Annotated in this window: 22 protein-coding genes; 5 read left to right on the forward strand and 17 right to left on the reverse strand. The window is 59.9% G+C overall.

Annotated features, from left to right (window positions below; translation table 11 throughout):
* Window positions 1-5: 5 nt before the first annotated feature.
* Window positions 6-1,109: a polyamine ABC transporter substrate-binding protein gene (locus ACLIRY_RS13590; RefSeq protein ID WP_413205940.1), complete on the reverse strand. Its 1,104-nt coding sequence runs from the start codon at window positions 1,107-1,109 to the stop codon at window positions 6-8.
* A gap of 210 nt (window positions 1,110-1,319) precedes the next feature.
* Here ACLIRY_RS13590 and ACLIRY_RS13595 point away from each other — a divergent pair, with 210 nt between their 5' ends.
* Window positions 1,320-2,642 carry an NAD(P)/FAD-dependent oxidoreductase gene (locus tag ACLIRY_RS13595; protein ID WP_413205941.1) on the forward strand — a complete coding sequence of 441 codons (1,323 nt, stop codon included), beginning with the start codon at window positions 1,320-1,322 and terminating at the stop codon, window positions 2,640-2,642.
* Window positions 2,643-2,676: 34 nt separating this feature from the next.
* Here ACLIRY_RS13595 and ACLIRY_RS13600 read toward each other — a convergent pair whose 3' ends face one another.
* Together ACLIRY_RS13600 and ACLIRY_RS13605 are read right to left on the reverse strand one after the other, a co-directional pair.
* Window positions 2,677-3,093 carry a c-type cytochrome gene (locus tag ACLIRY_RS13600; protein ID WP_413205942.1) on the reverse strand — a complete coding sequence of 139 codons (417 nt, stop codon included), beginning with the start codon at window positions 3,091-3,093 and terminating at the stop codon, window positions 2,677-2,679.
* Window positions 3,094-3,229: 136 nt separating this feature from the next.
* Complete coding sequence (locus ACLIRY_RS13605; protein WP_413205943.1) at window positions 3,230-3,637, reverse strand: c-type cytochrome; 408 nt, start codon at window positions 3,635-3,637, stop codon at window positions 3,230-3,232.
* Between the two features lie 963 nt (window positions 3,638-4,600).
* Here ACLIRY_RS13605 and rpoH point away from each other — a divergent pair.
* Complete coding sequence (rpoH, locus tag ACLIRY_RS13610; protein WP_413205944.1) at window positions 4,601-5,521, forward strand: RNA polymerase sigma factor RpoH; 921 nt, start codon at window positions 4,601-4,603, stop codon at window positions 5,519-5,521.
* Between the two features lie 149 nt (window positions 5,522-5,670).
* On the opposite strand, the gene ACLIRY_RS13615 is transcribed toward rpoH, so the two are convergent.
* The 4 genes from ACLIRY_RS13615 to ACLIRY_RS13630 form a co-directional block, all read right to left on the reverse strand.
* Entirely contained in the window at window positions 5,671-6,390 is a 720-nt protein-coding gene (locus tag ACLIRY_RS13615; protein WP_413205945.1) for a hypothetical protein, read from the reverse strand.
* Window positions 6,391-6,508: 118 nt separating this feature from the next.
* Window positions 6,509-7,360: a sterol desaturase family protein gene (locus tag ACLIRY_RS13620; protein ID WP_413205946.1), complete on the reverse strand. Its 852-nt coding sequence runs from the start codon at window positions 7,358-7,360 to the stop codon at window positions 6,509-6,511.
* Between the two features lie 26 nt (window positions 7,361-7,386).
* On the reverse strand, window positions 7,387-8,100 hold the full coding sequence (locus ACLIRY_RS13625; RefSeq protein WP_413205947.1) for a hypothetical protein: 714 nt from the start codon (window positions 8,098-8,100) through the stop codon (window positions 7,387-7,389).
* Between the two features lie 150 nt (window positions 8,101-8,250).
* On the reverse strand, window positions 8,251-8,652 hold the full coding sequence (locus ACLIRY_RS13630) for a cyclic nucleotide-binding domain-containing protein (protein ID WP_413205948.1): 402 nt from the start codon (window positions 8,650-8,652) through the stop codon (window positions 8,251-8,253).
* Window positions 8,653-9,001: 349 nt separating this feature from the next.
* Between ACLIRY_RS13630 and ACLIRY_RS13635 the strand changes: the two genes are divergently transcribed.
* The gene (locus tag ACLIRY_RS13635) at window positions 9,002-9,697 is read left to right on the forward strand and encodes a Crp/Fnr family transcriptional regulator (RefSeq protein ID WP_413205949.1); all 696 of its coding nucleotides are present in this window, start codon (window positions 9,002-9,004) and stop codon (window positions 9,695-9,697) included.
* Window positions 9,698-10,743: 1,046 nt separating this feature from the next.
* On the opposite strand, the gene ACLIRY_RS13640 is transcribed toward ACLIRY_RS13635, so the two are convergent.
* The 3 genes from ACLIRY_RS13640 to ACLIRY_RS13650 form a co-directional block, all read right to left on the reverse strand.
* Window positions 10,744-11,130 carry a hypothetical protein gene (locus tag ACLIRY_RS13640; RefSeq protein WP_413205950.1) on the reverse strand — a complete coding sequence of 129 codons (387 nt, stop codon included), beginning with the start codon at window positions 11,128-11,130 and terminating at the stop codon, window positions 10,744-10,746.
* Between the two features lie 298 nt (window positions 11,131-11,428).
* Window positions 11,429-14,620, reverse strand: coding sequence for an efflux RND transporter permease subunit (locus tag ACLIRY_RS13645; protein WP_413205951.1), 3,192 nt, complete (start codon window positions 14,618-14,620; stop codon window positions 11,429-11,431).
* Window positions 14,617-16,026 (reverse strand): efflux RND transporter periplasmic adaptor subunit, encoded by a 1,410-nt coding sequence (locus ACLIRY_RS13650; RefSeq protein WP_413205952.1) that lies wholly within the window; start codon window positions 16,024-16,026, stop codon window positions 14,617-14,619. The genes ACLIRY_RS13645 and ACLIRY_RS13650 overlap by 4 nt, the downstream gene beginning before the upstream one ends.
* Before the next feature lie 246 nt (window positions 16,027-16,272).
* Between ACLIRY_RS13650 and ACLIRY_RS13655 the strand changes: the two genes are divergently transcribed.
* Window positions 16,273-17,262, forward strand: coding sequence for a LytTR family DNA-binding domain-containing protein (locus tag ACLIRY_RS13655; RefSeq protein WP_413205953.1), 990 nt, complete (start codon window positions 16,273-16,275; stop codon window positions 17,260-17,262).
* A gap of 234 nt (window positions 17,263-17,496) precedes the next feature.
* On the opposite strand, the gene ACLIRY_RS13660 is transcribed toward ACLIRY_RS13655, so the two are convergent.
* The 7 genes from ACLIRY_RS13660 to gfa form a co-directional block, all read right to left on the reverse strand.
* Window positions 17,497-19,563 (reverse strand): ABC transporter substrate-binding protein, encoded by a 2,067-nt coding sequence (locus tag ACLIRY_RS13660; protein ID WP_413205954.1) that lies wholly within the window; start codon window positions 19,561-19,563, stop codon window positions 17,497-17,499.
* A gap of 54 nt (window positions 19,564-19,617) precedes the next feature.
* The gene (locus ACLIRY_RS13665) at window positions 19,618-19,905 is read right to left on the reverse strand and encodes a hypothetical protein (protein ID WP_413205955.1); all 288 of its coding nucleotides are present in this window, start codon (window positions 19,903-19,905) and stop codon (window positions 19,618-19,620) included.
* 17 nt (window positions 19,906-19,922) lie between these two features.
* A complete protein-coding gene (pqqE, locus tag ACLIRY_RS13670) occupies window positions 19,923-21,014 on the reverse strand; it encodes a pyrroloquinoline quinone biosynthesis protein PqqE (RefSeq protein WP_413205956.1) in 1,092 nt (363 codons plus the stop codon).
* 100 nt (window positions 21,015-21,114) lie between these two features.
* Window positions 21,115-21,213, reverse strand: coding sequence for a pyrroloquinoline quinone precursor peptide PqqA (pqqA, locus tag ACLIRY_RS13675; protein WP_413205957.1), 99 nt, complete (start codon window positions 21,211-21,213; stop codon window positions 21,115-21,117).
* A 160-nt stretch (window positions 21,214-21,373) separates the two neighbouring features.
* Entirely contained in the window at window positions 21,374-22,084 is a 711-nt protein-coding gene (locus tag ACLIRY_RS13680) for a response regulator transcription factor (RefSeq protein ID WP_413205958.1), read from the reverse strand.
* A gap of 9 nt (window positions 22,085-22,093) precedes the next feature.
* Window positions 22,094-23,692 (reverse strand): ATP-binding protein, encoded by a 1,599-nt coding sequence (locus tag ACLIRY_RS13685; RefSeq protein WP_413205959.1) that lies wholly within the window; start codon window positions 23,690-23,692, stop codon window positions 22,094-22,096.
* A gap of 124 nt (window positions 23,693-23,816) precedes the next feature.
* Entirely contained in the window at window positions 23,817-24,386 is a 570-nt protein-coding gene (gene gfa / locus ACLIRY_RS13690) for an S-(hydroxymethyl)glutathione synthase (protein ID WP_413205960.1), read from the reverse strand.
* Between the two features lie 230 nt (window positions 24,387-24,616).
* Between gfa and ACLIRY_RS13695 the strand changes: the two genes are divergently transcribed.
* Complete coding sequence (locus tag ACLIRY_RS13695) at window positions 24,617-24,748, forward strand: hypothetical protein (protein ID WP_413205961.1); 132 nt, start codon at window positions 24,617-24,619, stop codon at window positions 24,746-24,748.
* Window positions 24,749-24,811: the final 63 nt, after the last annotated feature.

Here is a 24,811-nt window from a genome sequence, read left to right on the forward strand (position 1 = left end):
CCGCCCTAGACCCCGGTTTTCACTTTGTTCCAGGCCCGGGTCCGCAAGCGCTCGTATTTCGGACCAGCGGTTTTCTGAATGAACAGCTTCTCCATCACAGCAGCGCTGGGATAAACACCGGGATTGTTCCGCACGTCCTCGATCACCAAAGGGGTCGATTTGATGTTCGCGTTCGCATACCAAACATAATTGGAAATATCCGCCGTGATCTGAGGCTCCAGGATGAAGTTGATAAAGGCCAGGGCATTTTCCGGATGGGGCGCGTCGGCAGGAATCCCCATCATGTCGAACCACACCAGGCTGCCTTCCTTAGGAATAATGTACTCGATATTAACGCCATTACCGGCTTCCTCTGCCCGGGATTGCGCCTGCAGAATATCGCCGCTAAAGCCGAAGGCCATGCAGATATCGCCATTGGCCAGGGCATTGATGAATTCAGAGGAATGGAACTTCTGAATGTCGGTGCGCACCCCCATCCACAGCTCTGTAGCCTTCTCCAGATCTTCCTTGCTTTGGGAATTCGGATCCAAGCCCAAGTAGTTCCGGGCAACGGGGAAAACTTCCGAAGCGCTGTCCAGAACGTGAATACCGCAAGAGGCCAACTTGTCGGCATATTTCGGATCGAACAACAGGGCGTAGCTATCCAGGGGGGCATCCTCTCCCAGGACTTCCTTCACCTTGTCCACATTGATGCCCAGACCGTTGGTGCCCCACATATAAATGATACCATGCTCATTGCCCGGATCATAATTGGCCGCGCGGGCCATCAGGGTCGGATCAAGATTGACCAAATTTGGGATCTTGGACTTGTCCAGCTTCTGAAGAATCTTTGCGGCAATCAAACGGGAAAAGGTGTGGTCCGTGGGAACGACGATGTCGTAGCCGGAACTGCCGGCCAACAACTTGGACTCAAGCAACTCGTTGCTGTCATAGACGTCATAATTGACCTTGATCCCCGTCTCGGCCTCGAACTTCGCCAGGGTATCCTCGGCGATATAGTCCGACCAATTGTAGACGTTGAGGACCTTTTCCTCGGCGGCCAACGCCTGACCGGCGAACAGCGCACCGACGGCGAAACCGGTCAGGGCACGTAGGAAAGTGGACGGCATCGGGACCTCTCCCTTGAAGTGGATCGAAAGTGATAGTCGGAATGGCGACCCCCTGGCCTCCTTCCGTATCCCGGCTGGAACGTGACCGAAAAAACGGCCCTTCCGGCCCCCTGTGCACATGGGGACGAAACATGATGGGTCAAACGCTTGTGTGGTCAAACCCCCTTCTTTGGCAATAGATATTTTGTCTGCCGGACCATGGATCTCCATGTGTCGCGAACGGGTGACGGCGGCGCTGCGGAATGCTATGGAGAGCCCATGATCCACCTTCCCGGCAATTGGTACGGCGACTCCGCCCTGCCCCCTCCACCCCGCCCGCCCCTGGACGGCGATATGACCGCGGATGTCTGTATCGTCGGCGGAGGCATGACCGGCTGTTCCGCCGCTTTGCACTTGGCCGAAAGGGGTTATGCGATCCGGCTGATCGACTCCCACCACATCGGTCAAGGTGCCTCGGGTCGGAGCGGCGGTCAGTTGATCGCGGGCTACGGGGCGGAAATTTCCTCCCTGGGCAGGAGCATCGGCCCGGCCCACAGACAGGCCCTCTGGGATCTGGGCGTGGAGGCGGTGGATTTGACCCGGTCCCTGATCGAGACCCATGCCATTGCCTGTGACTTCGTCCCCGGGCATGTCCATGTGGGCTTCAAGCCCCGGCATATGGACGGCTTGCGCCACATGCAGGACGAATGGATGTCCTTCGGCCACGATGCATTGGATTGGATCGATGGACCGACTATCCGAACCGTCGTCCAGTCCGACGCCTACCTCGGCGGGTTGAGGGACCGGCGAGCAGGCCATCTCCACCCGCTCAACTACACCCTTGGCCTGGCCAGGGCCGCTGAAGCGGCGGGAGCCATCCTTCACGAGGACACAGCTTACAAAAGCCATGCGGAAACGGCCCAGGGCGTGACGGTCGTCACCAACCGGGGCACCATCCGTGCCAAATGGCTCATTCTGGCGGGCAACGCTTATATTTGGGGCAAAGCTCGGGGATTGGGCAGCACGATCATGCCGGTGGGCACCTATATGATTGCCACAGAACCCCTGGGCGAAGACCGGGCCAAAGCCCTGATCCCGGGGAACGAAGCCATCGCCGACGTCGCCTTCGTGCTGAACTACTACCGTCGGTCCGCCGACCACCGGCTGCTGTTCGGGGGCGGCGTCAGCTATTCACGCCTTGACCCCCTCAGCATCAAGGCCACCCTGCGCAAGGTCATGCTGCGGTATTTCCCCCAGCTCTCTGATGTGGCTGTCACCCACGGCTGGGGAGGCAATGTGGCCATCACCATCAACCGCATGCCCCATTTTGGCCGACTGGGACGGCAGATCCTGTTCGCCCACGGGTATTCCGGCCACGGGGTCGCCGTGACCGGACTGGCGGGACGTCTGATGGCAGAGGTCATCGGTGGAACCGAGGAGCGTTTCGATGTCATCGCCCGCCTGCCCCACCTGCCCTTCCCCGGCGGATCGGTTCTGCGCACACCCCTGTTGATCTTGGGGACCACCTGGGCCCGCTTGCGCGACCTGCTGTAACGGGACTGACGTTACGGAACCCTGGCGTAACCCGCTATTTCAAGGTGGCCATATAGGCGATGACGTTCGCGACATCCTCGTCGCTGGGCAGCTTAAAGGTCATCTTTGACTTGGCTTTCGGGTCGCCAGACCAGTCGCGAATAGCGGCCTTTGGATCTTTCAAGTAGGCGACGAGAGTCTCCTCGCTCCAGAGCAGCCCCCCTTTGCCGAGGGCCACATAGCTGTCGGAGTAATTGGCGTAGCCGTCCAGCCCACCCACCGGCCGACCGATCACCGCAAACAGGTGGGGTCCCAGCTTGGCAACCCCATCGGCTTCGAAGCTGTGGCAGGCGATACACTTCTTGCTGACCTTCTCCCCAGCCACCGGGTCTCCTTCGGCCTGGGCGGAGCCAAGACCTGAAACCAGAAAGGCGACAGCAAACACGACAGCGACCCAAGCGTTTCCAAACACGACTATCCCCTTTAATCTGTCCCCAAAATCACCATCAAGACCACGGCGCCCTCACCCCAGGAAGCCGCAAGTCAAAAGCCGCCGCCCGGAGCTGTCCGAACGGCGGCTTCCCATGCGACAGAGCGTCGCAACCAGCTTACTTCAGGGTCGCAAGGTAAGCGATCACGTTCTCGATATCCTTGTCTTTGGTCAGCTTGAAGGTCATCTTGGTTTTGGCCTTCGGATCTCCAGACTTCTCCTTCAGGAAACCCTTCGGATCCTTCAGGTAACCGGCCAAATTTTCGGCGGTCCAGGTCAGACCCTTATCCTTCATCTCGATATAGCTTTCGGAGTACTTATAGTCGTCCTTATGGGCAGCCGGCCCATCGTAGACACCGAACAGGTTCGGCCCCACCTTGTTTTTTCCACCTTCATCAAAGGTGTGACAGGCGACGCATTTCTTGCTGACCTTCTCACCGGCAGCGACGTCACCTTCTGCAAAAGCCGAACCGCTGGCGACAGCAACAGCGGCGATCACGCCGGCAGCCAGAAAACCATTTCTCATCTTGAGTTCCTCTCCAATTCGCCTTGTCAATGAACACGTCACGACCGTCCCCCCGGACGACGAGACGAAACCAGACCAGCGCCACACACTTCCCTGGGGAAGCAGCCCGCATGGTTCAAAGCCTTTTGGGACCCGACCCGACCAGCTCACACCCGTCGAACCGAACTCCCTTGGCTAGATCACATAGCATGCCGCCATGGCAAGCCGTGTACTCCATGGCCCTGGAGTTTCCGTCCCCCAAAAGCGCAGCAGACCTTACAAGAGATGACACGCCCGCGAAAGCCCCTAAGCTCTTCGCCTTAAGGACTCCTAAGACGCTCCTCGCTGCAAGGACTAAGGACGCGCGCACTCCTTTAAGTGGATCTATGCACCAACAATATGGTCAAAGTAAGGTCGTCAAAACACGTCCCCCCTTCCGTTCACATCCACGCGAGCCACCGCACCGCACCGCCAAAAAATCTTGACGAAAATGGTCCGAATTGGCAAGATCACCCTATTCCAGTAGCCGAAAGTACGGGACTGGACGTCGGGTTCGACCACGGTTTGGTGAACTGAAAGAGCAACTCGCTTCAGGGTGGGGGTTCCCCAAAGATGCCCAATAGGGATCCTTCCCAACAGGGGACCTTATCCTCTCTCGAAGGGGACCGCATTCGGTGAAGTCCTTTTGTTTCCCATTTGGTTCGCCCAATGGGCCGAAGCGAAAGGATCCAGGACGGCCCAGTTCGGACGGCCTGAGTTCCGGATTGATGACACCGGATTGGAAGAAGAGTTGCGGCGAAAACTTGTGACCAAAGGGGTTTCGTTCATCCACCCCGGACTTGGTCGCTCCGCGTGTATGACACGCGTCGCACTTTCGACACCTTTCCGAGACAGAGTGAACCCGTGGGTGCAATTGCCCTGGGAACGGCATGGGCTTGCTGTACGTTCCCTGGATGGCCCAATGCGAAAGGAGTGGCATCCGTCATGACGACCAAAACCTTTACTTTGCCCGCTGTTTCCGATGAGGGGGGGCTCTCCCGTTACCTCACGGAAATCAAGCGCTTCCCCATGTTGACGGTGGAGGAGGAGTATTCCCTGGCAACACGCCTCCGTGATGAAGGGGACCGCGAGGCCGCACACAAGATGGTCACCAGCCACCTTCGGCTTGTCGCCAAGATCGCCATGGGCTACCGCCACTATGGCCTGCCCGTCGCTGATCTGGTGGCTGAAGGCAACTTGGGCCTGATGAAAGCGGTGAAGAAATTCGAACCGGAACGGGGCTTCCGTTTGGCCACTTACGCGATGTGGTGGATCAAGGCCAGCATCAACGAATACATTCTGAACTCCTGGTCCCTGGTGAAAGTTGGCACCGTCGCCGCACAGAAAAAATTGTTCTTCAATTTGCGTCGACTGAAGGCCAAGCTGGGCGTTTACGAGGAAGGGGACCTGAGCCCGGAAATCGTCTCCAAGATCGCCACCGAACTCAAGGTTTCGGAAAACGATGTGATCATGATGAACCGCCGCCTTGCCGGCCCCGATGCGTCGCTGAACGTACCGGTGGGCGAGGACCAGTCTATGGACCGGGTCGACCTGTTGGTGGACGACGGATCCAATCAGGAAGACCTCTACGCCGCCAATGAGGAAACCAACCTGGGCAATCAGCTTCTCAAGGATGCCTTGGAGACCCTGAGCGAGCGGGAGCGGCATATCATCATGGCCCGACGCCTGTCCTCCGAACCGGTAACCCTGGAAGAATTGGGCGGCGAATACGGCGTCAGCCGGGAGCGTGTTCGACAGATCGAGAACCGGGCCTTCGAAAAGTTACAGACTGCGGTAAAGAAAGCCGCCCGAGCCCTCAATGACCGGGAACCGCGCATGACCTCGCTGGAGGCTGTCCCCGCCTAACAGGTTTCTCAAATCTTCTTTCGCGATAGAAACAAAGCCTTAGAGTAAAACCGGATCAGCTTGAGTCAAGCTGGCCCGGTTTTACTCTGATTCTACAGATCTTGGAGCAGCTTGCCTGATTCACAAACCAGGCTCGAAGGCCTATGCCCTCACTCCTCCCACTCCAGGGTGAGGTAGCCTCCCGCCCTGTCTCCAATGGGACCAGCGCCCTCCGCTCCCCATATCAGTCCGGACATGCCAAAGGGGTCCAGGGCAACGGCCTCTGTTGCATCCAAGGCGGCCAGTTCATCCAGGTGCTCACGCAGGGTCGGACGACGGCTGCCACTATCGAGCACGCCCAAATGCCCACTCCCATCCCGATACAGTGTCAACCGTCGCGCCGCACCGACCTCCACACCGGGACCGGACAGGTTTCGCCCGCCGTCCAACAGCAAAGGGCCCTGGAACAGGGAGGCACCTTCAGCCCCTGCCCGCTCCTCCAGGGACTGAACATCCAGCTTACTGCCCCGAAGAATGAACAGATCCGTTCCCCATTCCACCGCGCTCACATGGTCGATCAGCACTTGCCCCTTCTCATCGATCAGAACGACACCATCATAGGGAGCAAGGGTCTGGGACCCCACCATTTGGCCGTCGACAACAAGCAGGCCGACAACCTGCCCATTGCCCCCTTCCCGGGCGGCGGGCAGCACCATGCGGGTGCTTCCTTTGGGCCAACCCAAGGACTCCGGAGCCAGAGAAACCCGACCGGTCACCCTTTCCCCCAGGGACAGGGGATGAGCGAAGAAGGAGTCCGATGACGTAGTATCTAAGATTTCCTTCGGAGCGGCCGTACAGCCCCCCATCAGGCCCCCTATCAAGGCCGTCATCAGCACCATGGCGGACGGGGCTGGAAACGGTCGAAATCGGCGGATTGGCATAAAAACTCCCATTTTTCCTCGCAGCGTGAAGGATTCTATCTTTTCATGGACTCCGAACGGATTCCAATCAATCAGATGCGCCGGAGGATGTGAACCGATCCTTTCGGAAGGGTTGGGTCAAAAGGCGCCAGAGTCCCAATTCAGCCGGATCTCGCAGAACCTCCAGACCGATCGCCATGTCCCGATGCCCTTCCCGAGGTTGTCTCCGGTAGGTTCCGAACAACCGGTCCCACCAGGGGAAACAGAAGCCATAATTGCTGTCTGTCTCTTGCCGATGAACGGAATGGTGCACGCGATGCATGTCCGGAGTGACCACAAACAGACGAAACCTCCGGTCCACCCCCAAGGGCAGCTCCATATTGGCGTGATTGAACATGGCCGAACCATTCAGCAGAACTTCAAAAATCAGGACAGCCAGGGGTGACGGACCAATCACAGCCACAGCAATCCCCTTGATACCAAGGGAGAGCAGGATCTCAAGGGGGTGGAAACGCAAAGCGGTCGTTACGTCAAAGTCCATGTCGGCGTGATGCATCCGGTGGATACGCCAAAGCCAGGGAACCTTATGAAACAGGACATGTTGGCTCCAGATCACGAAGTCCTGAGCGAGGACTCCCACCAAAAGCTCCACCCCGTTTGGCAAAGTCACTTGGTTTAAGAGCCCCCAGCCCCGGTCTGCGACCGATTGGGCCAGAACGACGGGCAAGACAAAGGGCAGAAGACCGACCACGAAACGGACGATAAGGCTATCAAGAATGACCAGTCCCAGGTTCGAGGGCCAACGCCACCATCTCCCATAGCTTCGCCTACGGCGAGGCCAAAGGGCTTCTCCTGTCATGAAAACGACCATTAACCCCAGAAACATCCCCAATCGCAGGGTTGCCGCCCAGGTCGGGTCAAGATCCTGAAGCTCCCCCATCACCTATTCTTGCCTTTTCCTGCCGATCAGGGACGCGGCGGCATATCCAGTTCCACCGTTGTAACTTGCTTGATCACCGACTTGCCCAAGGCGTCTGCCAGGGGGGAGACGATCAGCAGCCCCTGACCTTCGATCCCCAGGTCTGGCGCCGACACCGTTCCCCACCCTTGCCAAAGGCGACGACCGGTCTGGGGATCGGTCAGCCCCAAATCCAAGCGCAGGTCCGGCCCCCCAAGGGAGGGTTTTGGCGCGTCTCGATCTCCCCCCAAAACACTGCCTTGAACATTGGAATAGAGGCGCAGCGTCACATCCACGGCATCTGACCCATTGGAGGTTCCCGCAATGGCCGACACAGACAGGGGGCTCTGATCGGGGTCCGGACGCACCACCGCGCTGGAGGCACTGGTATCCAAATCGAGACGCAAGGCCGATGTGTCATCCTCACCCGTCGCGAAGACAACGCCACGAGCGGCCAATGCCGCCCGCAGACTGTCCAGAATGGCGACATTCGCAGGACTATTATCCATCACGCGCAGAGAAATCGACCGAGTCGCATCATAGGAAGCCAGGGGCATGGCGTTCACAACGATGTTCACGACCCGCGTCTCTTCGACCATGCCTGCGGCCGTCGGTTTGGTCCCACCGGCGCTCTCCGCAGCAAAAGCGGACGGGACCATATCCACGGCCATGGAAAAGGACAAAGCAAGGGCCAAGAGAAGGAAAAACGAACGAGCTGCCATGGGAAAGACTCCCGAGGAATTTGAAAACAGGTGCTCCGAGACAAGACTCGGCGGGTCGAAAAAGCCTACGAAGAAGATACAGCTGCAAGATAGCCGTTCGTTGGGAAAAACGCGAACACCGTATCCGTCATTCCCTTTCTGACGCCTGCCTCACCGGATTCCCAGAATGAGGCGAACCTTCTCCGCTGTGATGGACCTGATAATGGTCACAAACCGCTCCAAAAGGCGCCGAATGACCGGATCAGTTCCTTCCAGATAGGTCTCGAATTGCCTTTTGGGGACAATGACAAGGGTGGTATTTTCGACGGCCCTGGCTGTGGCGCTTCGGGGTTGGTTGTCGATCAGCGCCATTTCCCCGACGATCCCCCCCTCTTGTTCCAAGGTGATCACCACCTCGGCACTGCCGATTTTGCGAGTTACCTCAATGGCTCCAGACTGGATATAATAAGCGGAGTCCCCCTCGTCTCCTTCGGAGAAGAGCATCTCTCCCGGCTTCAGGTGAAGCAGCCATTCCTGCTCCATCCCATCACTTTTTTCGATTTCATCAACCATGGCGCCCTCTGCCCTTTTTCAACCCACCGTGACGTTGGAGCCCCCACTGTATCGTCCCTTTGGTGAAAGAGGGACCCCACATTCATGCGGAGCTTCGGGATCGGCGCCCTTGCTTCTCCTCATTTCAAGCCTTTTAACGGGACAAGGTAAAAATTTCGTTTGTCCGACTGCGGGTAATGGTCCAAGAAATGTATGATAGTCCCGGCTGAAGCGCGCATGAGTTGTCCAATTCAGAACCAATGGCCATGAGTGGTGAAAGATCCGCCTCATGACCATGCTGAGCCAGGGAGTTACCGAACCGCCGAAGACCGCGCCATGCGGTCTTTCACGAGAGAAAGGGTTGAGGATCGTGTCCACTACATTGGAAACCCTGGATGGCATAGCCTTGCTTGCGGACCTCGATCCGGCGAGACGCGAGGCAATCGCCAAACAATGTCGATGGAAGCGATACAATGCCAATGAGCAAATCATTGACAGGCAAAGCGAAACCCGAGACGTCTTTTTCATGATCTCCGGATCGGCACGGGTGGTGATCTATTCTTTGTCGGGCCGGGAAGTCACGCTGGACGACGTTCCATCGGGAGGTTTTTTTGGCGAACTTGCCGCGCTGGACGGGGCGCCGCGCTCAGCCAGTGTCATGTCCATTTCCGAAAGCTTGGTTGCATCCCTTCCTCCCGAAGCATTCCTGCGGGTGATCCGGGAAAATCCCTCCGTTGCCATGTTGGTTCTGGGGCGCCTGACCGCAATCGTCCGGGCCGCAACGGACCGAATCCTTGACCTCTCCACCCTGGGTGCCAATAACCGGGTGCAGGCCGAGATTCTTCGGCGTGCTCTGGATGCCAAGGAAAACGAGAAAGGCGACCCCGTCATCAGCCCAATTCCTGTCCATGGAGAAGTGGCAAGCCGGGTCAGCACGACCCGGGAAACAGTGGCCCGTGTCCTGAACGACCTCGCCCGAAAGGGAATCGTGAAACGCGAACGGGATGCCCTGGTGGTTACCGACCTCGGACGATTGGAAGTCATGGTTGCAGACCTGAGTGCTTGAGCCCCCCTTGATCACTTTCATACGACCGATCTGTGTCACCCCCACAGCCCCCACATACTTCGGAACGATCTGTTGGTGTCTTCTTTTGCGCTCTGCTTCCTGCAAAGGCAGTGACTTCTGTCACAGCCTTTGTCGATCCCCCCCTCTATCATGACCTCATAAAGACTCCTCAAACCCGTTGCGTCGCGTGGAGCCTTTTTCATCTGCTTACAAGCTCAAGACAGCCTTTCGGGATCACGCTTCGCCGTGGTCCTTTTTTTTATAAAATTTTGTGAAAATACGGAAAATACCAACCCAAGTGACGTTCATCACAGGCTGGAGGAAAAGGTCCCGCTAACATGTGATCTACCACGGAGGAGCAACGGATCAGTTGAACCGTCTCGCCTCATTGGTATCGGTATCCTCTTTCCCTCAAAGAGCGCACTTCAGGCGGTGTCCCACCCGGACACCGCCTTTTTTTTCAGCCCTGTTGAGATTTTTCAAAAAACTTGATCGCGGGGTGATGCCCATCACAGGCATGCGCGTCTTCGGAGCCTAGATTGGGCCACATCAAGGGGGTCTCTTCTGGACCGAATGTTCGGAGGAGATTGACCGATGGTATCGGTATCCTCTTTCCCTTAAAGAGCGCACTTCAGGCGGTGTCTTTCCAGACACCGCCTTCTTTTTATGCGTGTCCGTCACAGCGCACCCCCCCCCTGGGGCCGAAAGGCCCCAGACCCCAAGCTATCACTGACCGAAAGGCCCCAGACCCCAAGCTCTTATTTATAAAAGAGAAAAGGGGTTTGGGGGCATGGGCCCCCAAATGGGCTTGGGCAATCGCCCAAAAAATAAGGCACTGTCCTGACCTGCGCTTAGATTCAACCCAAAACTTTTCTTTCTCAGGTGATCGCCGTCACAGGAAGCCAACTATGGGCCCGGCTATAGTCTGCCTTGCCAAGGGGGCCCCATCGGGCCGGATGGTTCGAGGGGGCACCGACGGTATCGGTATCCTCTTTCCCTCAAAGAGCGCACTTCAGGCGATGTCCTTTCCGGACATCGCCTTTTTTTTAGGGCTCGCCCTCTTTCATTCGCGGATCCACACCCAGGTCTTCTTTGACAGTGGTCGATAAGGCCGTACAGGCTTTCTCGTCCAACACACGCTTGGTCCTTGTCGACAGGATAAAACCCTGGCGTGCTGTTCGAACGACTCCCGGATCCTCAACCTGTCCCTTGGGCAACAGATGGGCCAGCCCCGCGCCCAGGTCTTCGGTGGATAAAGCACCATAGAGCTTGTAATCGGGCAGATGGCTCCAAGCGCAGAATCTCAGATCCCCCAGGTACAGCCCCACCCGCATGGCAGCGGCCGATTCCTGGATTGGATCGGACCAATTGATGTCCGCAGCCCAACCAGACCCTCCCGCCGAAGCGGTCAGAACCGAACATACCAAGGTCATCCCGAATGTCTTTCTCCAACCCATCACGATTCCCGTTCTCTTTCCTGTCCAGAGCGCCTTTAATCAATCTCCATGCCTCATATAAGGCGTAGGCCGCAGGCCGGAAATTCCAACCCATGTTTAAGGGCGAGGAAAACCGTTTCAGCCCTGATCTTCCGTGCTCTCGGGCTTGTGACGAAGTAAATAACCTTATCGTCACACAAACAAACGCAGACGCCTTCGTGCCGTGACGCCCCCATTCTGGGGCATGCCAATAAATCCACCCATCGTCACCAGATTTCCGGTGTTTTTTTTCACATCATCCTGGCACCCGTACCCTGCCCGTCTCTGCTTTCCTCTTCCGCCCGACCATCAACAGGAAAACCGACGGCACAAAGACCAAGGCCAGTACCGTGGATCCAACCATACCGCCGGTGATTGCCGTAGCCAGGGGCCGCCAGAAGCTGCCGCCTGAAATCAGGAGCGGAATGAATCCTCCTATCGTCGTCAGGGTCGTGGACAACACATGGCGAGAGCCTTCCACCACGATCTCCCGGGCCACCGTCCGGTCCCCGTGCATGGCGTCCGGATCGGCGCGCAGGGCCGAAAGCACCACGATGCTGTCGTTAATGGAAATGCCGATGAGCCCCATACCGCCGACGATCACCATGAACCCCATGGGGAAGCCAAAGATCCAAACCGACAACAAGGCCATACCCATGGACAGCAAGGCGATCAAACCGATCAAACCCGCCTGCCTGAAGCTGCCGAAAGCCAGCACGAGCACCCCCATCATCACCACCAGCAAGGGTCCCAACGTGGCCGCCAGTTTGCCCTGGCTCTCCGCGCTTTCCTTGCTCTCACCGCCAAAGGACAGACGATACCCCGCCGGCATGGTCACACCCGAGGCCGCCAACCGCTGCTGGAAATCGGCCAGCGATTGGGAGGGTAAGGCGAAGGGCGTCAGGAACCCCTGGACCCGGTTCTGCCGTTCGCCCTGGTAGCGGGGAATGGAGGCGATGGCGGGAACCAATTCCACCCGCCCCAGGGCCGAGAGGGGCACCGAAGAGCCCCCCTGGGCGGCCGCCTCCCGCTGGTTCTGACCAGGGCGGGGCAATGGCGCCTCGCGCAGGGCTTCAAGGGAGCCCCGGGCACCGTCCTCGGAACGCACGCGCACGGGCAGGTCCTCCAACCCCTCCAGGACCGAGCCCCCCAGCACACCGTCCTGTCGCATATTCAGGGCCTGGGCCACATCCCCCAAGCTGCGCCCGCTAGCCAAGGTTTCGTCTTCGTCCAGGACCACGGAGAGCTGGGGCCGCCCTCCCTGCAGGGTGGTCTGGGTATAGGTCACGCCCTTCGTTCCAGCCAGAATAACCCGGATCTCCTCGCCCAGTTCCATCAGAGTCCCCAACTCGGGGCCGTAGAGTTCCACTTCTATGGGGGCGTCGAAGGGGGGCCCCTGCTCGAAGGGAATGGACAGGATTTGCGCCTCGGGCAGGCGCTCCATCAAATCCCTTTGCAACCGGGGCAGGATCGCCCGGGTCGCCTCTGCCGAGATCGTATTGACGAACCCCGCCGCATAGGCCGGGTTGGACTCGCCCTTGAAGATCGTGTTGTAGAAGACCTTGGGCGGATTGCCGCCAACCACCCAATTGCTGTCCACCACCTCCGGATAGGTGGCCAGTGTGGCGCGCGCCACATCCACCGCCCGGCGCGTGCTTTCCAGCGAAGACTGGGTCGGCATGGACAACTGCACCTGGAACTGTGCCCGGTCCACGGCTGGAAAGAACTGACCAGCCAAGGTGGGGGCGAGGATGAACCCGGCAATGGCCGGTGTTGCCGAAAGCAATGCCGCCTTCCAGGGATGCAACAGGCACCAATCGAGAAAACGCCGATATCCCGCCGTCAGCCGTTCGTTGGAAAAACCGGCCCGATGCCCGGACCCGGACCCAGAACCCTGCCCAGATCGATGCAAGGCAATAGCCCCACCTCCCGGTGCCGCAGCGCTTCGACTGTCCATGAAACAGGCCAGGGCCGGAACGACGGTCAAAGCGAAGAACAGACTGGCCAGCACAGCCAGCATCACCGACACACCCAGAGTCCAGACGAACTCCCCCGTCGCCCCGGGCATCATCACCATGGGGGCGAAGGTCAGAATGGTGGTGACAGTGGAGGCGCCCAGGGGGACCGCCAGATGGTGGACCAGCAGGGCTACAGCTTCCAGAGGTCCATGCCCCTTCGCCCGGTTGCGATCGTATTCATCGATGGCGACAATGGCGTTATCGATCAACAGCCCCAAGGCAATAATCAAACCGGTGACCGAGATCTGGTGCAGCGGCATGTCCAGAACATTGAACATGAAAAGGACGGTCAACACCGTCAGAGGCAGGGAGGAACCCACCAACAGGGCCGAACGCCAGCCCATCATGACCAGCAGGACCACCATGACCAAAAGCACACCCAAGGCCAGATTGAGGGCCAGAGACTCCAGTCGATCCTGGGTAAAGATCGACTGATCGAACAGAACCTCCACCTTCACCATGCGGGGGGCTTCGGCAATAAACGCATTGATCACGGCCAGAGCGTCCTTGGCCCAAAGGTCAACCCGCCGACCGTTCTTCATGCGCGCGCCGACCATGACGCCCCTCTTGCCCTTCACCAATCCGATCTCTGCGGGGGGAGACTTGGCCCCCTTGGTCACTTGGGCCAGGTCACCGACCCGAAGAGTGCCACCATCGGGCAATTGGCGCAGGGTGATCCCCCGCACTCGGTCCACGCCGGTCAATGCGCCTTCCACCTCGATGGATAAATTGGTTTCGCTGGACCGCAGAGACCCGGAGGGGCTTTTCACGTCAGAGGCGGCGATCGCCGTTGACACATCCTTGGGGCTCAGCCCCAGGGCAGAGAGCACCTCCGGGTCATAGGTGACGGTGATCTCTTCTTCGGGTTCACCATAGAGGTCCACCTGCTTGGTCCCGGGGACCTGCTCCAACTGATCCTTCAGGTTCAGAGAAAGGCGCGAGAGCATCGTGTCGGAGGGCGGGCGATCTGGATCCTCCCAAGTGATGCCGACAATCATGGCCTCCGCTTCGGGCAGGACGGTTTCGTATTCGGGAGCCGTCACCCCCGAGGGCATCAGGGCATGGGCATCATTGATCTCGTCCCTGATCCGCGACCAGACGGGATCGACATCCAGGACATCTTCCTGAAGTTCGATGGCGATCCCCGCGAATCCCGACCGGGAGGTGGACCAAATGTCCTTGATCTCGGAGACATCCCGAACGGCATTCTCCACCTGTTCGGTGACAAGGGCCTCGACCCGCTCCGCCGAAGCACCGGGATAATAGAGATTAACAGTCATGTAACGGCCAATGAGGATCGGATCCTCCTGCCGGGGTAAAACGGTCACGGCATTCAAACCGGCCACAATCACCAGACCGATGACCAGAACCACCAACCGGGGGTTCCGGGAGAACAGGGTAGACCATCGGCCCGCAGCGGACCGGCTCATCGAACAGCGCTCCCGCCATCCTCTTCTGGGAAGGAGTTCGGTGTGGAAGCATTCTGAACGCCCACGGGGGGCCCTTCGGGACCAAAGGCAATGGTCTTGACCACACGCACCCGCTGGCCGGGCACCAGTCGCTGACTGCCTTGGGCCACGACCTGTTCGCCGGGTTTCAAATCGCCCTGGACATAGACCCGGTCAGCATTGACATAGAGCACATCCACTTCCCTGCGGACCAAAACACCCCCATTCGACTGAGTCCCTTCGCCCCCCTCTGGAACGACCGTATAGACCGCCCATAATCCTTGACGGCTTTCGCTGAGAGCATCGAGGGGCACCCAGATCCCCGGCTTATCGATCCAGCGGTCCGTCACCATCTGGACCACCTCTCCCGGCAGGGCCATTTCGCCGGGCGCCAGATCCAGAATAATGGGCACCGTTCGGGTTTCCATGTTTACCGTTTCCACGATCCGCCGCACGGTGGCCTTCAAGGGGGTTGTTCCACGGAAAAGGGTAACCTCCTGGCCTTCGGACAGGGTCAAAGCCTCTTCTCGAGGCAAGCCGACACGGGCCTCCGGCGCGCCCGCCTCGCGGATATCAAGAACTGCCTGACCGGGCTGGATGGGGGCTCCCTCATCCAGGTAGCGGGCGGTCACCACGGCGTCATAGGGCACAGTCAAGACCGACAGGTCCCGATCCACAGCGACGGACTGCAATTGGGCATCATAGCGGTCCACCTCTGCCCGAGCCCCCAGCAGACTGGCCTCCAGGGCCTCTGCCTCCAGGCGGGCGTCGTCGTAAGACTGCCGAGTGACGGTGTTGCGGGCCACCAGCGCCGCCTTGCGGTCTGCTGTAATCCGGGCGAGGTCCAAACGTGCTTGCAGTTCGGACAGGTTGGCCAGGGCACCGGCCTTGCCCGCCCTCAGCTCCGCCTCCCGCTGATCCAGGCTGCGGGTATCCAACCGGGCAACGACGGCGCCCTCTGCCACCGGATCACCAATATCTGCGGTCACCGCCTCCAGCCGACCGGTCCGATCGAAACCCAGCGCGCTTTCCCGCCGGGCCACCAGACGCCCCGCATGGCGCTGTTCGGATTTGTAGCCCCTATCGTCGGCCACCAGCAAAACCGAGACCGGCAATCCCTCCGCCCCGGACGGAAGGGCCAAGCCCGAGACGCTTGTCGGTGGAGGCGGTGCCCCGCCTCCGGACCAGAGGACAGCGCTTCCCCCAAGAATGGCCAGAAGAAGCCCCCCGCCAATCCAGACACCCCGCCTGCGGAGAAGCCCCGGCGCGGTCTCGGACAATATGTCCCCTCCCTGCCCGCCGGTGGTCATCTCCCCCTTGGACTGCGACGGCATCCTCGCCATCGCGGTCCCCTCGGTTTCCATGGCCTTAGTCGGATCGTCACGCATCAAGGAGTCTCCAGGAAACCGATCTGAGAGTTGAAAGACAAAAAAAGAGGAGTCTCATCTTCCAGCACGGTACAGAAAAACACACCCAAGTTCATTGGAAAACCACCAAACTAATTAGGTTTCTATATTGGAAGAGATTGTTTCCCCGGGAAACAGTGGAAAATTGTGCCCCAATGAGAGACAGTTCCCCCTCAAAACACACCCCATACCGGTCCGCACTCAACCGATCCACTACCGAATGTTCCAATGCAGCCACTTACTGCAGGCCGTTTTCTCATCCATTTGGCGCTCTCCTTAGGCGCGGGCGCCGCTCTGGCGTTTATCGAAACCCATGGTATGGCTGATCTGCTCGGATCGCCGTCCCTGGGCTGGACCTTATGGTTGGTCCTGATGCCCCTGGGATGGATCCAGTGCCTGATCTCCCTGCAGGGCTTGACCGCGCTTGTGGGAGGGAGACGCCCGCCGGGAGTGTTCATCGTGCTGGGAGGCGCTCTGCTCGTATCCCTCCCCCTGACCTTGGAAATCCGGATATTGATCGGCCTGCTTGACCCGATCACACCCTTCACCGACCCCTTGGAGCAGACCTTTGGCATGAGCTTAGCCGTTTGCCTGGTCTTCAGTGCCATTGCCTGGGGGGTCATCGAACGACGGCCTTTCAGCCCGCCCCCCTGTAGTTGGACCATGATGGGGGCCGGGGGACCGGGGGCCGATCTGGACATGGACGCGGCCTTGGAACGGCTGAAACACCACCTGAACCGCAAACGGGCGAAAAGCCCCGCACCGGCCCTGCCCTTCCACCCCCCCACGATACAAGAGAAGTCGCCTCCGCCCAGTCCCCCGACTGAAAGCGGAACCGGAGCCGCTCCAGAAGAGGCATTCGATGCACATGATTCCCCCCCCACCACGTCATCAAAGCCTTCTGCAGAGCTTCGTCTGGCACGCATGCCGGAGGGATTAGAGGGCACGATTCTCTGTATCGAGATGCAGGACCATTACCTGCGCATTCACACCAACCGAGGTCAAGGCACGATACTCGGACGTCTGCGCGACGCGGAACGGGAATTGGGAGAATCGGGGATGAAGGTCCACCGATCCTGGTGGGTGGCCCGTAGCGCAATAACCGGATCCACTAGGGAGGGACGCAATCTGACGCTTACCTTGACGAATGGTCAACGGGTTCCGGTCAGCAGAGGCAACCAACCCATGATCACCGAAGCGGGTTGGCTCGAAGATTAGAGTCCAACCCGAAATGACTCTCATTATTTCAACCACTTGGTCGTCATTCCCGCGCACGCGGGAATCCAGGGTGGGAGCAGGCAACAGAAGCAAATCCCGCAACGCCAGTGCGTTTAAGCACCGGCACCGAAATCAACCCTGGATGCCCGTTTTCACGGGCATAACGGAATCCTTTGAAGTCACGGTATGAATTTTGGGTTGGCTCTGATAAATCTCGGAATACTCTAAAGCAGATCAAATCCCCCTGAACCGGCCGTCCGCCCCCAGTTCGGTCAAATAAACGGCCTCTGAAGCCTGATTACCTCCACTCCCCAAGCTCAAGGAGACCCCGCCGAAGTCCAGGGTTCGGCGCGTGCGGGCCATCGCCTCGACGAATCCGTCCCGACTGGGAGACTCCTGTCCCTCCAACAGGGCGGCCACGGTCAGCCCCACGACATATCCCTCCAAGGACTGAAAGTCCGGTTCACGACACAGGGAGTGGCGATCTGCAGCCTCCCGGTAACGGCGAACGATGGGCAGGCTGGTTTCCGTTGGCGAGGGAACCACCTGACTGATCACCATTCCCGCCCCTGCTGCCCCTGCCGCCTTGGCAAAGCCCTTAGCACCGACAAAGGAAATGGTCGCCAAGGGGATGGTCATACCATTGGCCCTAACCCGCTTGGCGAAGTCTGCTGTGGGACCGGCCGTCCCCGCCAAAAAGATCACGTCTGGATCGGCGGCGCGGATGACCTCGAAGGCCGGGGAGATGTCACCCGTCGCCCGTTCATAGGCCGCAGAGGCCGATAGAGAGGGCCCCTTTCTTTCCCCCAGCACGTCGAGCAACGCCCTGCGCACGGTCTGACCATAGGCATCTCCCTGGAACATCAGGGCAGGCCGCTTCGCCTTGATCGCGCTCTCCATCCAGTGGACCAGGGCTTCCACCTCCCGCCGATAGGAGGCCCGAATGTTGAGCACATGGCACAGGGTCGGATCCCGCAGGAAGTCGGCACCGGTCACCGGCCCCACCAGGGGAATGCCGCCGCCCCGGGCCACCAACTCGGCCAGTTTCGAGGTGGGGGTACCGACCGTCCCGACAAAGCCGAAAACCGTCTTCTCCCGGACCATCGTTCTTACGTTGCTCAAGGTCCGTTCGGGATCATATCCGTCGTCCATACATTCCAGGCGCAGAGTGCGACCACCGACACCGCCCTGGGCATTAACCTCGGCAAAAGCCAACATCAGGCCATCCCGGGTCGCCGTCCCCAGGGCCGCTGCGGGACCGGTTAGCGGGGCGCTCTGGCCAAAGACGATGGCCTCCTCCGTCACCCCCGGTTCAGCCCGAATACAAGCAAGGAACGCCCCCGTCCCCAACCCCACACCGTGCACCCCTTCGCGGATTTCATTCATCTTCTCGGAGAAACCCCGCATGTCGGTGGCGACATCCTCGGCATGGACCGCGATATCCTGGTTGGCGTGACTCTGTTCCTCCACCGCGCCTGCGACCACCCCGGCATTGTCCTGGAGGTCCCTGGCCGCGTCTCCAATGGAAATCGTCGCCTCCACCACCCGACCCACGGCGGATTGCACGGCGGCGATCAAGGATTTGACTTTTTCCGTCGCGTCGCCGGTCTGATGGGCCAGGGTCTTCACCTCTCCGGCCACCACGGTGAATCCACGACCGGCTTCACCCGCACGCGCCGCCTCAATGGTGGCGTTGAGCGCCAACAAGTTGGTCTGTCCCGCAATGTTCTGAATGATCTGGGCGACGGAGAGAACCCCCTCTGCGGCGGAGCCCAATTCGGTGGTAATCTCCCGGGCCAGACTTGCCTGATCCGCCATGCGCGTGGACAGCTCGGACGTCTTTCGGGTCATCTGGTCAATTTCCCCGACGCCGTTCGCGCTTTGGGTCGCAGCACCGGCCACCTGCTCCACCCGCCCCATGGCTTCGGCGGAGGTTCCCAGCGCCCGGGCCACATTGTCTTCGACGACTGCGATTCCCTTGGACACCACATCCTCGATGGAATCGGCCAACTTTCGGGCTTCCTCCCGCCTCAGGCGCTCGGTCGTCCCTTCCTCCAAGGTGTACGCTTCCAGACGCGTGGTCAGGGCGACCACCCGCGCCCGCAGACGCTCCACCTCCAGCAAGTGGGATCGCATCTCCGTCCCTTCCGGAGCAGGCGGAAAGGCGGCATTCAATTCCCCATCATTCACCCGACGCAGGACCGCCGTCAGTTCAGAGAGCCCGCTCTCTTTTTCCAGCCGTGAGGCCGGTTCGATGTCCTGCCCGGACGTTGCGCGTCCCCTCGAAAATAAAGACGTCACGTCGTTCTCCACTTTGCAATCGCGATCCCCTTCTTTCCCTTTCCCCTTGTTGCCCTAGGGGATTACGGAAAAGCGCCCACTCAAGCAAAGCACACCGCCCTCAATAAGTTCAATGAAATCATGCCAATTCGTGCAAATACCCGCGCTGGTTACGCAAAGTTCTTTCGCGCACGCACAAAAAATCATCTTCTTTTCATGAAAACTAAGACCAATGTCGGAATAGAAAATAACAACCTCTCTTTTTCCTGCCTCCAGAATATTAACATTGGAATCGAGAAACTGCGAAGAAGAGGCCACATCTCTCCCGACGCCCTGGAGTGAAATGGAATCGGCTTGTTCCAAGCTGATCCAGTTTCACTCTAACCTCGCGGCAAAAAATCCACCCCTTCCGACGAGGAAAACCCCAGCGCCTGATCCCGCATCACGCCGTGGTAAGGGGACTTCACACAAACCGGATCGGCGTTCCGGGCATCACCGGTCATCGCCAGGGCTTGACATCGACATCCGCCGAAGTCCTTACCCTTACGTTCGCAGCTTCGGCAGGGCTCCCGCATCCAATCGTCGCCTCGGAACGCATTGAAGGCATGGCCTTCGGTCCAAATCTCCGCAAGGGGCCGGTCTCGAACAGAATCGAAAGCCATGCCCGGAATCGTTTGGGCGGCATGGCAGGGCAGAACCAGCCCTTCGGGAGTCACCGTGAACCCGGTCCGCCCCCAACCGTCCATGCACCGCTTGGGGTGCTCCGTGTGGTAATCGGCCGCCACGTGATCAATGACCAGAACACCCTTGAGGCGAGCCCGCGCATCCTCCACGATATCCCAAGTCCGCGCGGCCTGTTCCCGGGTTGGCATCAGGGCCGCCCGGTTGCGCAAAGCCCAGCCATGGAATTGGACGATGGCGATCTCGACCCGCCGGGCGCCCATGGAAACGGCCATATCGATGGCATCGGGCACCTGATGCAGGTTCAGGCGATGAACCACCACGTTCAGTGTCAGCGGCAGACCAATCTCCGCCACCCACCCGGCGACGCGCAGTTTCTGACCAAAGCCTCCCTTATAACCTCCGATCCGATCGGCCATCTCCTCATCCGTGCCCTGAAGAGACAACTGGACATGGTCGAGACCGGCCCCCTCCAGGTTACCCAGCCGCTCCCGCGTCAGGCCGACCCCCGATGTAATCAGATTGGTATAAAGCTTGGCCTCCCGCGCAGCGGCGACCAGCTCCACCAAGTCCCGCCGGGCGGCGGGTTCGCCGCCGGACAGATGGACCTGCAAAACCCCAAGCGCCCCGGCTTGAGCGAAAACCTCCCGCCAGTCACTGGCGGACAACTCCGCCTCCCGCGCAGTCAGCTCCAAGGGGTTTGAGCAATAGGGACAGGATAGGGGACAGCGGTGGGTCAGCTCCGCCAACATGGCGATGGGAGGGCGGATAGCAGAGGAATGGCTGAGCATGACGGAAAAACCCCTTCACTGACGTCGCTACAAACGGAAAAACGCGCAGAAGGACGCCAATCCCCCCACGCGCTTTTCTCCCGAAGGAACATGCCACCCCTTAATAGGGGAAGCCATCTCCATCATCGCCATCGGCCGCGTACATGTTGATTTCCATGCCGCAGGCGACTTCCTCAATAACGGGTGTGGTCCAATTCATGGCAATTCTCCCTTTTTATTTCACAGTAACGTTGATTAACTTCAGGAACGGCATATAGGGTAGGAACGGTTTTAAGAGTGTCCTGTAATGGGAGCTTCAGGTCAAAAGAGTTGTTCTAAGAAAAATTAAGAGGGCTCTCCCAACCAGCAGATCCCCCTTTTCAGGAAACATCCTTCTCCCGGCTGAAGGCCAGGACGAAGCCCCGGTTGCGGATCGTGCGGATCTCGAATCCGAAATCGGCCATGGGCGCCAGTTTGCGGCGCAGGTAGCCCATGTAGACATCGACCACGTTCTCGGCAGAAGCGCCCTCCCCCATCCACAGCATATCGAACAACTCCCCCCGGGAGAGCACCGTACCGGAGCGTCCTATCAGCACATCAAGCAGGGCGAATTCCCGCTCGGTCAAGGTTACCTCGCGCGCGCCAGCGAGGATTCGCCGCGTCGCCTTGTCCAACTTCACCTTGGGCCGCCCCTTCCCCCGGGCCCGTCGTTCCTGTACCCGCAAACGGGCCACCAGTTCCTCGAAGGAAAAGGGTTTGACGATGTAATCATCGGCCCCGGCCTCCAAACCCCGGGCCCTGTCCTCAACCTCCGACAGCGCACTGAGCATGAGGAGCGGTCTGGTGTACCCCTCCTCCCGGGCGGCGCGAACAAAGGTAATCCCGCTTTCTTCGCCCAGCATGGTGTCGACGATGGCGGCGCCCACGTCCTCGGTCCGCAGACGCTCCAGGGCGTGATCGACCCGATTGACGGCGATCGTGTCATAGCCATGAAGGGCCAGCCCCCGGGCCAGGGCCGAGGTGATTTCCGGATCATCGTCCAGTAAAAGGATCGTGGCCCGCTCGGGGTCTGTATCAGGCGCGTTGGTCATGGGCTCAGCTTACAGGGGATCGATCGGCAGGCCCAGCATGACCGTGGTCCCGGGTTGAGATCCCAGTCTGGCATCCTCGGGCGAGGGGCTTGCCAGGTCGATAACGCCCCCTTGCCCCTCGATGACCCATTGGGCCAGGGACAGGCCAATCCCATAGCCTTCGGAGCGCCCCTTGCCCTGCCCTTGGGAGAAGCGCTGAAACACCCGCTCCTGATCTGCGGGGGCGATTCCCGGGCCATTATCGATGACCCGCAGGCGCCCCAGATCCGCTCCAGCCTGCAAGTCCACCCGGATGGCCCCTCCTTCGCGGGCATGGCGGAGGGCGTTATCGATCAGGTCGGTGATAATTTGCCGGGTCCAGTTCATGTCGCCGACCACCGGGATCTCCGGTGCGGGCTCCATCTCCAATATCATCCCTGCCGTGGTCACCCTGGGCCGGGCTTCGGCCACGGCCTCCGCCGCCGCTGCGGTCAAATCAAAGGGCATCGACACCAGGGTGATCTGACCGCTCTCCGACCGCGCCACCCGCAACAGGTCGTCGATCCGCCGGTTCAAACGCCGCGCCCGGTTCAGGATAGTGGTGAAACTGGTCGTGCTGTCGCCGTTCCCCCCCAGACCGAGTTCGGCTTCCATGGTGATCACGGTCAGAGGGGTGCGCAATTCGTGGCTGATATCGGCGAAGAACCGCCGCCGGTCGGCGTCGGCCTGGGAGAGGGCCTCGTTGGCCCGGCGTAGGTCCTCGGTTCGTTCGGCAATGGTCTCGTTCAGGCGCGCCCATTCGGCCCGCACCTCCGTCTCCCGCTGGGAAAGAGCGTCCACCATGCGGTTGGTCTCGTGGAAGACCTGCCCCACCTCGTCGCTACTCTCCGACAGACTGGGCAGGGAGACGGAAAAATCCCCCCGACCAATGTCCCGCGAAGCCCCTCGCAACAGGTCGAGACGCCGCAGCAAAGGTCCCGTGACCACCCCATGGAACGCGACGACCAGGACCAGGGCGGCCAAGGCTCCGGCAACCGCTGTCCCCGTCAGAAAGGAGCGAGCGTCCTCGATCGAGCGCAAAATGTCTTCCCTGGCCCGCGTTTCCTCAGCGATGGCCGTGTTCAACAGGGGATCGAAGGACAGGGAGAAGCTATCGACCGTGGCCCTTTGGGGAGGGGGCCGGTCGGTCCCGGTCAAGGCGCGGACCGCCGCATTGAACAGGGCTTCCATGCGGGTCACCGTCAGCCCCTGGGTTTCCCGTCGGGGCAGATCATCGACGCCCATGCGCCGCGCCTCCGACAGCGCGCCCATGATATCGGAATGAATGGTGGCAAAGGTATCGTGGATGGCCTGGACCAGCGAGGACAGCCGGTCGGCTCGGGCCTCGGCATCCAGCCCCGCCTGCAAGGCCTCAACGGAGATCACCATGAAGGTCGAAACCTGAGTGGACAGAACGGCGTACCGTTCGACGCGACGCTCGGCTTCCAGGCCGGCCTCCACCCGTTGGGACACCCGGGCAACACCGACCACGGCGAGGGCGCAGGCCAAAATGGCAACGGCCCCCAAAAGACCAGACCCGATCCCCAGCTTGGCCCTCAGGCTCGTAAGGGACCCTATGCGACGGTTCATGGGTCGTCCTCTCCCGCTTCGACCGTTTCAAGGCCTGTCTCGCCATCATACCCTTGGGCGACGAAAACGGAAAGGTAGGCCCCCTCCCCGCAGATTTGGACCGGAGGGAGGGGGGATCCGACCTTTAGGACGGGAGGGCGCCGCTCGCCTTTGCAACATGGGTCGCGATGGCGTCCATGAGCGGAGGGGACAGCGCATCGTAGGGCTGCAGACCCAGCTCGACCAGACGGGCGCGGATTTCGCCCATGCTTTCCGGGTTCACACCGCTCTCGATGACCGAGGACACGAAGGCGGCGAATTCCGGGGGAGACCAACCGGATTCGGTGCTCAGTTCCGTATGCACGAAATCCAGGCCGTAGAAGGGGTGGCCCGTATTTTCGATGCGGCCATACATGTGCACACCGCAATCCTTGCAGGCGTGGCGCTGAATGGCGGCGTTGGGGTCGACCACTTCCAGTTTGTCGGCGCCCGAGACAACTTCGACGGCGTCCCGACCGACCACGGCGATCTGCGAGAAGATCGCGCCTTCGGGTTTCCAGCACTTGGTGCAGCCGCAGGCGTGGTTATGGGCCACCTGGGACTTGATCTTGACGGTGACCGGATTGCTCGCGCATTTGCAAGTCAAGGTGCCACCGGCGAAGTCGGGCGAGGCCGCGCCGAAGCCGTTGTCGATGGACGGATGCAATTTCACCATGGAATTCCTCCCTTGAGTCGGGCGCTCGGGCGCCTTCGTCGTTTGTTCCGCACCAAATATGTTCTTTAAAAACCAAACACTGTATTCCATCCCTTTCCACTGGGCGGGTCTATGGCAAGGGCGGGACCCACCCAGCGGGCGGCCCATCAGGCTCATACGGCACCGGGCCTTCGACAGAGCCCTTCGCCAGGGGATCGTCCCACGGGTTTCGACTGTCTTGGGATTGATCGATGGCGCAGATCAGCACCACCCCGGGCCTGGAGATCAAAATCGGGGAAAAGGGCAAAAGCAGCAACACGGAGGAAGGTGGGCGTTTTTGCGAAGATTGGCCGGTAACGTTATGTTATAACGTCTCTTTTTGATCCTGCCGACCATACCCGCGACTGGAAAACCCGGCTCGTCCAGGGCAGGACAAACGGCCCCGC

This window comes from Rhodospirillum sp. A1_3_36 (genome assembly GCF_047263945.1).
Lineage (GTDB): Bacteria > Pseudomonadota > Alphaproteobacteria > Rhodospirillales > Rhodospirillaceae > Rhodospirillum.